The following is a 14,431-nucleotide window of genomic DNA, read 5'->3' as shown; positions in this document are numbered from 1 at the left end:
TCGGCATGCGTCGGCGTATCCCCTCCATCTCTCCATTAAAGAACCGATCAATGGGCCAGGAGGTCTCTCGTGACCAATGAACCCCAACCGCAGAGACGAAGCATCCTCAAGTTCGGCGGTGCCCTCGCCCTCACACCGCTGATCACTCAACTGACCGGGGGAATCCCTGTGGGTCAGGCCGTTGCCGCCGGGGCCGCCGCACCGGCGTCCGTCCAGTGGCCGACCCTGTCGCGCAAGGCGCTGAAGTATTCGATCCCCGCCAAGGACTGGCAGTCGCAGGCCCTGCCGATCGGCAACGGCCGGCTCGGCGCCATGCTCTTCGCCAACCCCTCCGAGGAGCGTGTCCAGTTCAACGAGCAGAGTCTCTGGGGTGGTGTCAACAACTACGACAACGCCCTCGCGGGCCAGCCGGACGGCGCTTTCGACACAAGCATGACCGGCTTCGGCTCGTACCGGAACTTCGGTGACGTCGTCGTCACCTTCGGTCGCCGTGCGAAGGTGACGGCCCCGGGGGGACCGTACCGGACCTCCTCGACGGAGGGCGTCGACAAGACGTACGACGGTAACTCGAGCACCAAGTGGTGCATCGAGGCGCCCGGATCGAAGGTGCAGTGGCAGGTCGAGCTTCCTGAACCCGTCGTGGTCGCGTCCTACCGTCTGACGAGTGCCAACGACGTGCCGCAACGCGACCCGCAGGAGTGGACGTTCTCCGGTTCCGCCGACGGCGCCACCTGGACCAGGCTGGACAGCCGCACTCTGGCGGCGCCCTTCGAGAGCCGATTCCAGACGAAGGAATTCACCTGTGCCGACACCGCGGCCTACCGCTTCTACCGGTTCGACTTCATTCCCGAAGCAGGGGTCAGCCACTTCCAGGTGAGCGAGATCGGTCTGTCCGGCGTCGACCTCGGCGGGGCCGGTTCGATGTACCTGTCGTCGCCAAGCGGGCACTCCGAGGGATCCCGTTCCGGGACCGGGTCCCGGGCCACGGACATCTCGAGTTCGGTGGACCGCGATCCGGCCACGGTCTGGCGGGTCGACGCCGACGCACCGGCGATCGTCTGGCAGGCCGACCTGTCCACCACGACCGCCGTCACCTCGTACACGCTGACGGCGGCCCCGGACCGCCCGCAGGACGACCCTCGGCGCTGGGCGCTCGAGGCGTCGCAGGACGGGCAAGCCTGGGTGACCCTCGACACGCAGAACCCCGGCGCGCCCTTCGCCGGCCGCGGCGAGACCCGGACCTTCCGGATCACCAACAGCACGGCCTACCGCACCTATCGGCTCACGTTCACCCCCGGCGAGTCGTCCACCGGCTTCCAGATCGCGGAGGTCGTCCTGGAAGGCAAGGGGTTCGACACGCGCATGCAGTCCACGTTCGTCGACTACCAGCGCGCCCTGGACTTCTTCGAGGGTGTCCATGTCACCCGTTTCGGCGAGCCGGGGCGGCGCGTCCTGCGGGAGGCCTTCGCCAGCCGGTCCGCGGACGTCATGGTCTTCCGGTACACGTCGGACAGCGACCGGGGACTCTCCGGAGCGATCTCGCTGACGTCCGGACAGGATCAGGCCCCGACGACCGTCGACGCCGACGCCCGGCGGATCGCCTTCAGCGGTGTCATGGGCAACGGCCTCAAGCACGCGTCCACCGTCCAGGTCGTACACGCCGACGGCGACTTCAGCACCGACGGGTCGGTGCTCCGGTTCACCGGCTGCACGACCCTGACCCTGCTCCTCGACGCCCGCACCGACTACAAGCTCGACGCCGCCGCCGGGTGGCGCGGAGCCGATCCGGAGGCGGCCGTCGCCGCGGCGCTCGGCAGGGCGGCCGCCCGGTCCTACGACGAGATGCGCGACGAGCACACCGCCGAGATACGCGCCCTCATGAACCGCGTCTCCGTCGCCTGGGGCACCTCCGACGACGCCGTCGTCGCCCTGCCGACCAACGCCCGGCTGGCGCGTTACGCGGCGGGCGGGGAGGACCCGACCCTTGAGCAGACGATGTTCGACTTCAGCCGATACCTGCTGATCAGTTCCTCGCGCCCGAAGGGTCTGCCCGCCAACCTCCAGGGTCTCTGGAACGACAGCAACTCGCCGGCGTGGGCTTCCGACTACCACACCAACATCAATGTCCAGATGAACTACTGGGGAGCCGAGACGACGAACCTGCCGGAGTGCCACGAGGCACTCGTCGGGTTCATCAAGCAGGTGGCGGTGCCCAGCCGCGTGGCGACCCGCAACGCCTTCGGCAAGGACACACGCGGCTGGACTGCCCGAACCAGCCAGAGCATCTTCGGCGGCAACGCGTGGGAGTGGAACACCGTCGCGAGCGCCTGGTACGCACAACACCTGTACGAGCACTGGGCGTTCACCCAGGACCTGGTCTACCTCCGCAAAGTCGCCTACCCGATGATCAAGGAGATCTGCGAGTTCTGGGAGGACCGTCTCAAGGAGCGAGAGGACGGACTCCTCGTCTCGCCGGACGGCTGGTCCCCCGAGCACGGGCCGCGCGAGGACGGCGTCATGTACGACCAGCAGATCATCTGGGACCTGTTCCAGAACTACCTCGACTGCGAGGCGGCGCTCGATGCGGATGCGGGCTACCGGACCAAGGTCAAGGACATGCAGGCGCGCCTCGCGCCGAACAAGATCGGCCGGTGGGGTCAGCTGCAGGAGTGGCAGGAGGACATCGACAGCCCCACCGACATCCACCGCCACACCTCGCACCTCTTCGCGGTCTACCCGGGCCGCCAGATCACCCCGAAGACGCCCGGCTTCGCGGCCGCCGCCCTCGTCTCGCTCAAGGCACGGTGCGGAGAGAAGGAAGGCGTCCCGTTCACGGCCGCAACGGTGTCGGGCGACAGCCGCCGCTCGTGGACCTGGCCCTGGCGGGCAGCCCTCTTCGCCCGCCTCGGTGACGGGCACCGCGCCCAGATCATGCTGCGCGGACTGCTGACCTACAACACGCTGCCCAACATGTTCTGCAACCACCCGCCCTTCCAGATGGACGGCAACTTCGGCATCTCGGGCGCCGTGGCGGAGATGCTCCTGCAGAGCCACGACGGCGCCATCCACCTGCTGCCCGCCCTGCCGGACGAATGGAGGGCCAAGGGTTCCTTCACCGGGCTCCGCGCCCGCGGCGGCTACGAGGTCAGCTGTGCGTGGCGCGACGGGAAGGTCACGTCCTACAGGATCGTGGCCGACCGGGCGCGGAACCAGGGGAACGTCACCGTGCGGGTGAACGGCGTCGACACAAAGGTGAAGCCGATCAAGCCCTGACGTCGGCCGTCCGCCGGCCGAAGCAGCGCGGCACGGGTCGTCGGCACAGCCGGTCTCATCACCGGCTGTGCCGACCGGCATCGGAACAGACCCTAGCGTCGGACCTTCCGGGTCGCCCGCAGCCACTCCTTGTTCATCGCCGAGATCGACGGCAGCGGAATGCCCTTCGGGCAGGCCGTGGCGCACTCCCCGGTGAGGGTGCAGCCGCCGAAGCCCTCGCTGTCCATCTGTCCGACCATGTCGAGGACCCGGGTCTCCCGCTCGGGAGCGCCCTGCGGCAGGACGCCCAGGTGGTTGATCTTCGCCGAGGTGAAGAGCATCGCGGAGCCGTTGGGGCAGGCCGCGACACAGGCGCCGCAGCCGATGCACTCGGCGTGCTCGAAGGCGAAGTCGGCGTCCGGCTTGGGCACCGGCGTGGCGTGTGCCTCGGGGGCGGTGCCGGTGGGTGCGGAGATGTAGCCGCCCGCCTGGATGATCCGGTCGAAGGCCGAGCGGTCCACGACCAGGTCCTTGACGACCGGGAAGGCCGAGGCGCGCCAGGGCTCGATGTCGATGGTGTCGCCGTCCCGGAACGACCGCATGTGGAGCTGGCAGGTGGTGGTGCGTTCGGGGCCGTGGGCGTCGCCGTTGATGACGAGGCTGCACGCGCCGCAGATGCCTTCGCGGCAGTCGTGGTCGAAGGCGACGGGGTCGTCGCCGGCGAGGATGAGTTCCTCGTTGAGGGTGTCGAGCATTTCCAGGAACGACATGTCCTGCGAGATGCCGTCCACTTCGTAGGTGGACATGACGCCGGGGGCGTCGGCGTTCTTCTGGCGCCAGACGCGCAGGGTGAGCTTCATGCGTAGCTCCGCTGAGTGGGGTGGACGTACTCGAAGACGAGGTCTTCCTTGTGCAGGACGGGGGCCTCGCCGGTGCCGGAGAACTCCCAGGCGGCGGCGTACGAGAACTCCTCGTCCCGGCGGGCGGCTTCGCCGTCCGGGGTCTGTGACTCCTCGCGGAAGTGGCCTCCGCAGGACTCGGCGCGGTGCAGGGCGTCGAGGCACATGAGCTCGGCGAGCTCCAGGTAGTCGACGATGCGGTTGGCCTTCTCCAGCGACTGGTTGAACTCTTCGCCGGTGCCGGGCACCTTGATGCGGCGCCAGAACTCCTCGCGGATCCGGGGGATCCGGTCGAGCGCCTTGCGCAGCCCCTCTTCGGTGCGGGCCATGCCGCAGTACTCCCACATGAGTTCACCGATCTCGCGGTGGAAGGAGTCGGGGGTGCGGTCGCCGTCGACGGAGAGCAGCAGGTTCAGCCGGTCCTCGGTGTCGGCGACGACCTCTTCGACGGCGGGGTGCGAGGCGTCGACCTCGTCGTGGTGCGGGTTGCGGGCCAGGTAGTCGTTGATGGTCGACGGCAGGACGAAGTAGCCGTCGGCGAGGCCCTGCATCAGCGCGGAGGCGCCGAGCCGGTTGGCGCCGTGGTCGGAGAAGTTGGCCTCGCCGATCGCGAACAGGCCGGGGATGGTGGTCTGGAGGTCGTAGTCGACCCAGAGCCCGCCCATCGTGTAGTGCACGGCCGGGTAGATCCGCATCGGGGTCTCGTACGGGTTCTCCGCAGTGATCCGTGCGTACATGTCGAAGAGGTTGCCGTACTTCTCCTCGACCTTGGCCCGGCCCATCCGCTGGATGGCCTCGGCGAAGTCGAGGTAGACGCCCTGGCCGCCGGGGCCGACCCCGCGTCCCTCGTCGCAGACGTTCTTCGCGGCGCGGGAGGCGATGTCACGGGGCACGAGGTTGCCGAAGGCGGGGTAGATGCGCTCCAGGTAGTAGTCGCGCTCGTCCTCGGGGATCTCGTTCGCGGGGCGGTTGTCGCCCTGGGCCTTCGGGACCCAGATCCGGCCGTCGTTGCGCAGCGACTCGCTCATCAGCGTCAGCTTGGACTGGTGGTCGCCGGTGCGCGGGATGCAGGTGGGGTGGATCTGGGTGAAGCACGGGTTGGCGAAGTAGGCGCCGCGGCGGTGGGCACGCCAGATGGCGGTGGCGTTGGAGTTCATGGCGTTCGTCGACAGGTAGAAGACGTTGCCGTAGCCGCCACTGGCCAGGACGACCGCGTCGGCGAAGTAGGTGTCGATCTTCCCGGTGATGAGGTCGCGGGCGACGATGCCGCGGGCCTTGCCGTCGACGATGATCAGGTCGAGCATCTCGGTACGGGCGTGCAGTTCGACGTTGCCGGCGGCGATCTGCCTCGACAGTGCCTGGTAGGCGCCGAGGAGGAGCTGCTGTCCCGTCTGGCCGCGGGCGTAGAACGTGCGGGAGACCTGGACGCCGCCGAAGGAACGGTTGTCGAGGAGGCCGCCGTACTCACGGGCGAAGGGAACGCCCTGCGCGACGCACTGGTCGATGATCTCGACGGAGATCTGGGCGAGCCGGTGGACGTTGGACTCGCGGGCGCGGAAGTCGCCGCCCTTGACCGTGTCGTAGAAGAGCCGGTGGACCGAGTCGCCGTCGTTGCGGTAGTTCTTCGCCGCGTTGATGCCGCCCTGGGCGGCGACGGAGTGGGCACGGCGGGGCGAGTCCTGGAAGCAGAACTGGACGACGTGGTAGCCCTGTTCGGCCAGCGTCGCCCCGGCCGAACCGCCCGCGAGGCCGGTGCCGACGACGATGACGGTGTGCTTGCGCCGGTTGGCCGGGTTGACCAGCTTGGCCTGGAAGCGGCGGGTGTCCCAGCGTTCGGCGACGGGGCCTTCGGGGGCCTTGGTGTCGACGACGGGCGCGCCCGTCTCGTAGTGCGAGTAGTCGGTCATGTCAGCTCACGACTCCGGTCATGACGGCGACGGGTACGGAGATGAAGCCCACCGTCAACACCAGGGCGAGGACGTTGGCGATGGTCTTGAGGACCCGGTCACGGGTCGCGTTGCCCGCGCCGAGGGTCTGGGCGGCGCTCCAGAAGCCGTGCTGGACGTGGAGTCCGAGGGCGAGCATGGCGACGATGTAGATCGTGTTGCCGTACCAGGTGGAGAAGGTGTCGACGACGTTCTGGTAGGGGTGCCCGGACTGGAATCCGCCGGAGTGCACGGTGCCCGTCGTCAGGTCGAGGATGTGCCAGACGATGAACAGGGCGAGGATGATCCCGCCCCAGCGCATGGTGCGGGTGGCATAGCCGGCGCGCGGCTTCTTGTGCACGTACTTGGCGGGGCGCGCCTTGATGTCGCGCCGGCTCAGCTGGTACGCGGAGGTGGCGTGCAGCACCACGGCGGCGACGAGCACGACGCTGACGATCCACAGGGCCCACTCGTAGTGCAGGAAGGGCTCCCCCATGATCCGCAGCCAGTGTGCGTAGTGGTTGAACTCGCCGGCCCCGAAGAAGATCTTCAGGTTGCCGATCATGTGGACAACCAAGTAGAGGAGCATGATCAGGCCACTCACGGCCATGATCGTCTTCTTGCCGACGGACGAGTCCCAGAGCGTACGCGTCATGGACGGCCGTCGGTCCGTCCGTGTTGCCAATGCCATGGAGACGAAGCTAGGGCCGAACGACCCCATCAGTCCAAGACATGGAACAGCTCATATTCATAGGTGTTCCCTATCGTGGCCGCTATGCTGTGTGTATGCAGTTCCAGCAGCTGACGTACTTCGTGGCCGTGGCCGAGACCCGTCACTTCACCCGCGCCGCCGAGGAAGTGCATGTCTCACAGCCCTCGCTGTCCCAGCAGATCAGGGCGCTGGAGAACGAGCTGGGAGCGGAGCTGTTCAGCCGGGCCCGCGGCAACATCACCCTCACCGACGCGGGCGAGGCCCTGCTGCCGCTGGCCCGCCGCATCCTCGCGGACGCCGACACGGCACGCCACGAGGTGCAGGAGCTGGCTCAGCTGCGCCGTGGCCGGGTCCGGCTCGGCGCGACGCCCAGCCTCTGCACCGGCCTGCTCCCCGACGTGCTGCGCGCCTTCCACGACCGGCATCCGGGGATCCAGCTGCTGCTGGAGGAGGGCGGCTCGCTGGACCTCGTACGGGAGCTGGCGCGCGGGGCTCTCGATCTTGCCCTGGTCGTGCTGCCGCTGCCCGCGGCGTCGCCCGCCCTCACCACGGTCGAGCTGCTCCAGGAGGACCTGGTCGTGGTGTCGTCGGCGCGGGCGCCGCGGCCCGGCCGGGGCGGCGGCGTACGGATCGCCGACCTTCAGGAGGAGTCCCTCGTGATGTTCCGGCACGGCTACGACCTGCGCGAACTGACGGTGGCCGCCTGCCGGGCGGAGGGCTTCGAGCCGTCGTTCACGGTGGAGGGCGGCGAGATGGACGCGGTGCTCGGCTTCGTCCGGGCGGGGCTCGGGATCGCGGTGGTGCCCAGCATGGTCGCCACCCGGGCAGGCCACGACCTGCGGACCACGCCGCTGGCCCGTCCCGGCCTGCGGCGCACCATCGCGCTCGCGCACCGCACCGATGTGGCGCCGCCCCGTGCGGCCCGCGAGTTGCAGCGGATGCTGCTGGAGAACCGTCCGGAGCCGGTGTAGCGGGTTGCGCGGCCTGCGGCCGCCCGGTGTCCTCGGTCGCCGGACGTGGCTTGTTCTTCCCTGACCGGCCTTCTTCCGCGGGTACCGGACGGGCTCGATCCTCCGCTGATCAAGCCCGTCCGGCCCTCACACCGCGTCGGCCAGCAGCAGCGAGTGGATCCGGTCGGGGGCGCCGGGCCGGGCGTAGTACCACCCCTGGGCCGTGTCGCACCCGAGCTCCCGCAACTGCTCCGCCTGGGCCGCGGTCTCCACGCCCTCCACCGTGACGGCGAGGTCCAGGCTGTGCGCCAGCGAGACGATTCCCTCGACGATCTTCAGATCGACCGGGTCCGCCGGATGCCGCTGCATGCCCTGCGTGAAGGAGCGGTCCAGTTTGAGCACGCTCACCGGAAGCCGGCGCAGGTTCGCCAGGTTCGAGTACCCGGTGCCGAAATCGTCGAGCGCTATGTCGACGCCCATGTCCGCCAGTTGCCGCAGCGGCTTGAGCAGATCGTCGTCCGCGCCGATGAGGGCGGACTCCGTGACCTCCAGACACAGCGCCCCGGCTTCGAGCCCCGACCGCTCCAGCACGTCGACCGTCTCGGCGACCAGCCGCGGATGATGCAACTGGGTGGGCGAGAGGTTGACATTGATCCGCAGCGGGCCGCCGTCGCTGTGCCGCTCCTGCCAGAAGTTGGCCTGGCGCACGGACTCCTCCAGCACCCAGCGGCCGAGCGGCACGATCAGCCCGGTGTGCTCGGCGAGCGGGATGAACCGGTCGGGACCGAGCACCCCGTGCTGCGGGTGGCACCAGCGCACCAGCGCCTCCGCACCGTGCACCGTGCCGTCGCCGAGGTGCACGAGGGGCTGGTACTCGATGAAGAACTCGCCGCGGTCCAGGGCGGTCGGCAGCGCGGTGGTCAGCCCGTGCCGGGTGATGGCGCGGGCGTCCGCCTCGGCGTCGGCGAGCTCGAAGCGGTTGCCACCCGCCGACTTGGCCCGGTACATGGTGATGTCGGCGCTGCGCAGCACCTCGGCGGCGCTCCGTTCACCGGCCGGCCCTTCGACGATCCCGATGGATCCGCGTACGGTCAGCTCACGGCCGTCCAGCCGGATCGGGGTTCCGAGCACGCCGAGGATGCGGCAGGCCAGCTCGTCGACCTCCTTCTGGGTGTCGGGGCCGGTGGTCAGGGCCACGAACTCGTCGCCGCCGAGCCGCGCCACCATCTCGCCGGGTGCCGTCGCGCAGCTCTGCAGCCGGTCGGCCACCTCGACCAGCAGCCGGTCCCCCGACGCGTGGCCGAGGCTGTCGTTGATCGCCTTGAAGCCGTCGAGGTCGAGGTAGCACAGGCCGAAGCGGCTGCCGTCGTCGGCGGAGAGCGCCTTCTCCAGCCGTTCGAAGAACAGCGTCCGGTTGGGCAGGCCGGTGAGCGCGTCATGGGTGGCCTCGTACCGCAGCCGCAGGTTGAGCAGCCGGCGCTCCGTGGTGTCCTCCATCAGGGCCAGCTGATACTCCGGCCGGCCCTCGGAGTCGCGCAGCAGGGACACCGTCAGATTGGTCCACAGCACCGTGCCGTCGTTGCGGTAGTACGGCTTCTCGACCCGGTAGTGCTCGCGTTCGCCGCGTACCAGCTCGTTGTAGTACTTCCAGACCTGCGGCGAGTCCTCGGGGTGCACCCACTCGTTGACCTTGTGGCTGCGCACATGGTGTTCGAGCCCGCCGAACATCCGGGTGAGGGTGTCGTTGATCTCCAGCACATTGCCGTCCAGATCGGCGATCCCGATGCCGATGGCCGCGTCCTTGAAGACGGCTCGAAAGCGCGCCTCGGTGGCGTGCAGGGCCTGCTCGGCGTCCGAGCGGGCGGTGAGCGCGGAGCGGGCGATGGCCTCCTGCTCGGCGAGCGTCCGCTCGCGCAGGGCCTGGGTGAACCCACCCGCGAGGGCGTGCTGTATCCGGGCGCAGCGGGCCCTGCTGTCCTCCGTCGACAGCACCGTCGCGCCGTTGCCGCCGCAATAGAGCACGAGGTACGAGTCGATGACGCCGAGCGTGCTGCTGAGCGCGTCCGGGTCCGTGCAGTGCGCGGCGACGAGAGCGACGCCGACCCCGCTCGCGGACGCCGCGTCGAAGGGCCGTGCGTGCAGGATGTCGCTGAGCCCGCGGGCCAGCGGCAGCAGATGCTGTTCGAACTCGGTGCGCGTCATGGAGGTGGCCGTCGAGGGGAAGATGGCCCGGCTCCAGATCGTGGCGAATCTCCGGAGCCGGTCCTCGGGGCCGTCGGGCTCCGTGTCGGGCGCTCCGGACGATTGGGCGGGAATGCTCACGCCTTGCGTCCCACTCCCGCGAAGCCCGAGAAGGCGAATGGGTCCTCGTGCTCCGGTGCCAGGGGGGTGTCGGGGCGCCAGTTCGGCATCGACACGAGTCCGGGCTCAACCATCGCGTACCCCTCGAAGAACCGGGTGACCTCGTCGCGCGACCGCATGACCAGGGGGTTGCGGATGTCCCGGTAGACGCCGACGGTGCCGCCCGCCTCCTCCTGGGTGAGCGGAATCCCCTCGTACGAGGCGTGGGTGATGACGACGAGGCTGCCGGGGGCGAGGACTTCGCGCAGCTCGGCGACGGCGGTGTGCGGGTCGTCGGAGTCCTCGATGAAGTGGAGTACCGCGACGAGCAGCAGGGCCACCGGACGGTCCAGGTCGAGCAGTCCGGTGATCTCCGGGCTCTTCACGATCTCCTGCGGGTTACGGAGATCCGCGGTGGCGATCACCGCCCGCTCGTTTCCTTCGAGTACGACCCGGCTGTGCGCGACCGCGACGGGGTCGTGATCGACATACGCGACGCGGGCCTCGGGGTCGGCCGCCTGGGCGACTTCGTGCACATTGCCGAAAGTCGGTATTCCGGAGCCGATGTCCAGGAACTGGTTGATGCCCTCGCTCACCGCATAACGCACGGCCCGGCGCATAAAGGCCCGATTCGCCTGCATGATCTTGGGGAGTCCCGGCATGAACTCCATGGCCTTGCGAGCCGCTTCCCGGTCCACCTCGAAATTGTGCGATCCGCCCAGATAGAAGTCGTACATGCGAGACACACTCGGCACCGAAATGTCAATGCCTTGCGGTGCCCAGGCGGGACGCTCCATCGATGTCTCCAACAAGTCGCCACGGCGATCCGGCCATGTTCATGGTCAGTGTTGACCAGAGGCTACTGATCGTCCGCCAAGAGGGCGAGCGGAAACGGAAATTAGCCGTCCGTTATTGGTCACACACCACTGGCATGTGCAACTGTCCCGTCGCTACGGGTGACATCGGGCGGCGAAACGGTCCGGAGAGGCGCTCCGGCGTTCTTCGACGGCGCCAATCGGTTCGGCTGCGGGGACGCCGCGTACCATGTGCCCCCAAAGGCCCGGTCGTTGGACCTGTCGGCAGTCATTGGCTCGGATCTTGAGTTTCCTCGGTCCGATCGAAGGTGACAAAGCCCTGGTGGCGGCGCCTTTGACGGCTTTCCTTGCCAATGGGGCGAAGGCGGAGCGTAAAGCCCCCACCGCTCCTGCCAGTTGTGACCGCTGAATTTCCTGAGCCGCAAACATCCGGCACCCCAGGTCCCCACTATCAGGGGAATCCGGACCGTCCCGGGCGTGCCCCGCGGCCAGTCGGAACATGCTCCCCGTCGTGTACGGATCACTCATAGGGCGGCTCATGGCAGCCGTCGTACTCCTCTGGCTGCTGACCGCCCCGGCCCCCGCCGTGGCGGACAACTGCGCGTATGCCTCCATCGGTGAGGGCGACGGGAATTCGGCGGTCGCCGTGTCGGGCAACGGCCCCTGTCACGCGGGCCCGGCGCCCGAGCCGACCCGGCGGCCCGCGCCACCACCCCGGCCCCCGGCACCACCACCTCCGCCTCCGCCACCTCCGCCGCCTCCGCCGGCACCCGCACCGCCCGCACCGCCCGCACCGCCCGCACCGCCCGCACCGCCCGCACCGCCCGCACCGGAACCGGAGCCCGTGCCGCCGCCTCCTTCACCCACACCCCCACCCTCGCCGTCCGTACGCCCCACGCCTCCCGCGCCCCGGGCCGTGGCGCTCCCCACCTACCGCAAGCCGCCGCGCAAGGTCCCGCGGCGCGGCACCTCCCTGGTCACCCTCACCCTGCTGATCACCGCGCCCGCGGTGTTCGCCGTCGCCGTGCTGCGTCCCCGCTCCCGATGACCTCCGGAGAAACCCATGTCGGAATGGCTTGTTCTCACCCTCGCGATGGTCGCGGCCAGCGCCGTCGTCCTGACCATCGCCGTACTCAGCAACCGCCGGATCGGAGCGGATGACGACCCGTCCGAGACCCCTGACGTCATCGAGTACATGACGATGATGATCGGCGTGGTCTACGCGATCGTGCTGGGCCTCGCCATCGCGGGCGTCTGGGAGGGCCGCAGCGCCGCCCAGGAGTACGTACGCCAGGAGGCCCAGGCGCTGCACGAGGTGAGCGTTCGCTCCGCCGTCTACCCGGCCGAGGTGCGTACGCGCATCCGCGCCGACGTCGACGCGTACGTGCACCACGTCGTCCACGTCGAGTGGCGGTCGATGACCGAGCACGGCTCCCTCGACGACGAAGGGGCCCGGCTCCTGGGCCGGGTGCGCGCCGATGTCACCGACTACCAACCGAAGAACGACCATGAAGGGCAGGCATATCAGCCACTGGTCGATGAGGTCGCCGCCGTCGACGACGCCCGCAGCGCACGCGGGCAGAGCGCCGGTGCGACCATGCCGGGCGTGGTCTGGTTCGGCCTGGTCATCGGGGCGCTGGTGACCGTGGGACTGATCTTCACGCTGCAGATCCGCAGAACCTTCCGCGAACTGCTGCTGGCCGGTCTCTTCAGCGTTCTGATCGCCTTTCTGCTCTTTCTGATCTGGGACTTCGACTCCCCCTTCGGCCGGGGCATCTCGGCCACCGCCGCTCCGTTCCTCGATCTGTTCCCCGGCGCGGCGGGCGGATAGCGGTCCCGTCGAAGTGCGGTCCCAGTGCGCCGCTCGGGGGAAACCGGTGCCCCGGGCGGCGCACTCCGATCGCCGGTGAAATGTGCGACTTCTAGCGTTTGGCGGGTCGAGGTGCATTTCTGACGCTTTGTGGAAAACCGTTCCGCAACTGCTCCTCGGGGAACCGGAGGAATCACCCATGCGCGCAATAGGCGTCGCACCCGTCGCCCTGCTCGGCGCCGCCGTTCTCGCCCTGACCGCTCCGGCCGCGACCGCGTGGGCCGAGACGTCGGGAGGCGCGTCCTCCGCGACCGGATACACCGTCACTCCGTCGGTGATCGCGCCGGGGAGCCAGGTCGGCCTGGCCGCCCGGGGGTGCTCCACAACCGCCACGGCCGGCTCCGGAGTATTCGACACGGTCACCATCCCCAGGGGCGGCACCGCCGCGGCCACGGTCGACCGGGACGCCCGGCCCGGCGCCGTCTACCAGGTGACGTTCATCTGCAACACGTCGCCCGGTGTCACGGCGAAGGTCGGTCTCACGGTCGGCACGCCCTCCGCCGCACCCACCGCGAGTGCCCCGGTCGCTCCGGCCGGTGTGCGGGGCGGACTCGGCGGCGACATCGGCCGGGTGAACGCCGCGGAAATCGCCGCCGGAACGGCGCTGGCGGTGGTCACGGCCACCGGCACCATCTATGTGGTGCGTCAGCGCAAGGAGAGCCGCCCGCACTGAGAGCAGGGCAGTGCGGCCCGTTACGCCCGTCGCCCCGGGTCCTGTTCGCAGGACTCGGGGCGACGGGCGTAACGGGCCGGTGCCACCCGTTCGCCCTTCCCTGATCGCCGCCCGGCCGTCCGGCGCCTAGCGTTCGAGGTGTCGCGACGAAGGGAGAACCATGAGCCGGGGCAGCTGGCGCGCCGAACGGACCAGGTATTCACCGTGGGGCGCCGTCGCCCTGGTGGTGCTCACCGGTCTGGCCCTGGCGCGCAATGGCGCGGACTTCTCACTGGGCCCTCCCCGGCCGGTCGCCGCCGCCTCGGCCGACGTCCAGGGGGCAGCCGCCGGAACAGGTGTCGCGGGCATCGCTGCCCGGCCGCACCCGGTGGGGCCGCTGCCTCCGGGCGGCGGCCGCGCACCCACCGTCGCCGGGACACCGTGATCCGGTAGCCGCCGTGCCCGCCCGGGGCGGCGTCGGCGCCGGGAGCGGATAGCCTCACTGCCGTGACAGACCAGCAGCCCCACCAGTTCGAACGTGGCACAGACGGCCCGAAAGTGATCGTCTCCGGCCTCGACGGGTCCGATTCCTCCATGCGTGCCGCGGCGTACGCGGCGGGGCTCGCCCGTCGGCAGGGAGCGATGCTCGCCCTCGTCTACGTCCAGCCCGTGCTGCCCGCGGGCGCCGCGCTCGGAGCGCCCGTCGCCGATGCGGCCGGCGAGGTCGCGGAGGGGCTGGTGAACGAGATCCGGCAGGCGACGGAGCGGATGAAGGACATATGGGATGTGCGCTGGGAGTTCCACACCTTCCGCGGTGACCCCTACAACGGGCTCGTGACGGCTGCGGACGAACTGAAGGCCGATGCCGTCGTGGTGGGCGCGTCGGAGTCGGCCGGGCACCGCTTCATCGGTTCGGTGGCGATCCGGCTGGTGAAGGCGGGCCGTTGGCCCGTCACGGTAGTCCCGTGACGGTCGCGGAATCCTCACCTCCGCCGGACGGCACGCCGTCTTCCGCA

12 protein-coding genes are annotated in these 14,431 nt (G+C 69.6%); 7 read left to right on the top strand and 5 right to left on the bottom strand.

The genetic code is table 11. From position 1 onward, the window contains the following. Positions 1-69: 69 nt before the first annotated feature. The gene (locus ACFVV1_RS29300) at positions 70-3,273 is read left to right on the top strand and encodes a glycoside hydrolase N-terminal domain-containing protein (RefSeq protein WP_389995181.1); all 3,204 of its coding nucleotides are present in this window, start codon (positions 70-72) and stop codon (positions 3,271-3,273) included. Positions 3,274-3,365: 92 nt separating this feature from the next. Here ACFVV1_RS29300 and ACFVV1_RS29295 read toward each other — a convergent pair whose 3' ends face one another. From ACFVV1_RS29295 to ACFVV1_RS29285, 3 genes are read right to left on the bottom strand one after another with little or no spacing between them, the layout of a single operon-like run. After that, positions 3,366-4,112: a succinate dehydrogenase/fumarate reductase iron-sulfur subunit gene (locus tag ACFVV1_RS29295; protein ID WP_389995178.1), complete on the bottom strand. Its 747-nt coding sequence runs from the start codon at positions 4,110-4,112 to the stop codon at positions 3,366-3,368. Next, positions 4,109-6,058, bottom strand: coding sequence for a fumarate reductase/succinate dehydrogenase flavoprotein subunit (locus ACFVV1_RS29290; protein WP_389995175.1), 1,950 nt, complete (start codon positions 6,056-6,058; stop codon positions 4,109-4,111). Before ACFVV1_RS29290 ends, ACFVV1_RS29295 begins: the two co-directional genes overlap by 4 nt. A gap of 1 nt (position 6,059) precedes the next feature. Further along, positions 6,060-6,767: a succinate dehydrogenase gene (locus ACFVV1_RS29285; protein WP_389995172.1), complete on the bottom strand. Its 708-nt coding sequence runs from the start codon at positions 6,765-6,767 to the stop codon at positions 6,060-6,062. 95 nt (positions 6,768-6,862) lie between these two features. On the opposite strand from ACFVV1_RS29285, the gene ACFVV1_RS29280 reads away from it, so the two are divergent. Beyond that, positions 6,863-7,759: a LysR family transcriptional regulator gene (locus tag ACFVV1_RS29280; protein ID WP_389995169.1), complete on the top strand. Its 897-nt coding sequence runs from the start codon at positions 6,863-6,865 to the stop codon at positions 7,757-7,759. Between the two features lie 126 nt (positions 7,760-7,885). On the opposite strand, the gene ACFVV1_RS29275 is transcribed toward ACFVV1_RS29280, so the two are convergent. After that, on the bottom strand, positions 7,886-10,060 hold the full coding sequence (locus ACFVV1_RS29275; protein ID WP_389995166.1) for a putative bifunctional diguanylate cyclase/phosphodiesterase: 2,175 nt from the start codon (positions 10,058-10,060) through the stop codon (positions 7,886-7,888). Then, positions 10,057-10,875 (bottom strand): SAM-dependent methyltransferase, encoded by an 819-nt coding sequence (locus ACFVV1_RS29270; RefSeq protein WP_389995163.1) that lies wholly within the window; start codon positions 10,873-10,875, stop codon positions 10,057-10,059. Before ACFVV1_RS29270 ends, ACFVV1_RS29275 begins: the two co-directional genes overlap by 4 nt. A 529-nt stretch (positions 10,876-11,404) precedes the next feature. Between ACFVV1_RS29270 and ACFVV1_RS29265 the strand changes: the two genes are divergently transcribed. The 5 genes from ACFVV1_RS29265 to ACFVV1_RS29245 all read left to right on the top strand — a co-directional run bounded on the left by ACFVV1_RS29265 (position 11,405) and on the right by ACFVV1_RS29245 (position 14,384). Beyond that, on the top strand, positions 11,405-11,941 hold the full coding sequence (locus tag ACFVV1_RS29265; protein ID WP_389995371.1) for a hypothetical protein: 537 nt from the start codon (positions 11,405-11,407) through the stop codon (positions 11,939-11,941). A gap of 15 nt (positions 11,942-11,956) precedes the next feature. Beyond that, positions 11,957-12,724, top strand: coding sequence for a hypothetical protein (locus ACFVV1_RS29260; RefSeq protein WP_389995160.1), 768 nt, complete (start codon positions 11,957-11,959; stop codon positions 12,722-12,724). Between the two features lie 178 nt (positions 12,725-12,902). Beyond that, positions 12,903-13,436, top strand: coding sequence for a hypothetical protein (locus tag ACFVV1_RS29255; protein ID WP_389995157.1), 534 nt, complete (start codon positions 12,903-12,905; stop codon positions 13,434-13,436). A 160-nt stretch (positions 13,437-13,596) separates the two neighbouring features. Continuing rightward, positions 13,597-13,860: a hypothetical protein gene (locus ACFVV1_RS29250; RefSeq protein WP_389995155.1), complete on the top strand. Its 264-nt coding sequence runs from the start codon at positions 13,597-13,599 to the stop codon at positions 13,858-13,860. 62 nt (positions 13,861-13,922) lie between these two features. Further along, positions 13,923-14,384, top strand: coding sequence for a universal stress protein (locus tag ACFVV1_RS29245; protein ID WP_389995153.1), 462 nt, complete (start codon positions 13,923-13,925; stop codon positions 14,382-14,384). Positions 14,385-14,431 lie beyond the last annotated feature (47 nt).

It is taken from the genome of Streptomyces sp. NPDC058092, assembly GCF_042884935.1.
GTDB lineage: Bacteria > Actinomycetota > Actinomycetes > Streptomycetales > Streptomycetaceae > Streptomyces.
This window is presented reverse-complemented; position numbering and strand designations above follow the sequence as displayed.

What these genes read in the sequence shown, in the direction of transcription:
- ACFVV1_RS29295 (WP_389995178.1), bottom strand. Translation starts at nt 4,112, where the DNA reads ATGAAGCTCACCCTGCGCGTCTGGCGCCAGAAGAACGCCGACGCCCCC.
- ACFVV1_RS29290 (WP_389995175.1), bottom strand. Translation starts at nt 6,058, where the DNA reads ATGACCGACTACTCGCACTACGAGACGGGCGCGCCCGTCGTCGACACC.
- ACFVV1_RS29285 (WP_389995172.1), bottom strand. Translation starts at nt 6,767, where the DNA reads ATGGCATTGGCAACACGGACGGACCGACGGCCGTCCATGACGCGTACG.
- ACFVV1_RS29280 (WP_389995169.1), top strand. Translation starts at nt 6,863, where the DNA reads ATGCAGTTCCAGCAGCTGACGTACTTCGTGGCCGTGGCCGAGACCCGT.
- ACFVV1_RS29270 (WP_389995163.1), bottom strand. Translation starts at nt 10,875, where the DNA reads ATGGAGCGTCCCGCCTGGGCACCGCAAGGCATTGACATTTCGGTGCCG.
- ACFVV1_RS29260 (WP_389995160.1), top strand. Translation starts at nt 11,957, where the DNA reads ATGTCGGAATGGCTTGTTCTCACCCTCGCGATGGTCGCGGCCAGCGCC.
- ACFVV1_RS29255 (WP_389995157.1), top strand. Translation starts at nt 12,903, where the DNA reads ATGCGCGCAATAGGCGTCGCACCCGTCGCCCTGCTCGGCGCCGCCGTT.
- ACFVV1_RS29250 (WP_389995155.1), top strand. Translation starts at nt 13,597, where the DNA reads ATGAGCCGGGGCAGCTGGCGCGCCGAACGGACCAGGTATTCACCGTGG.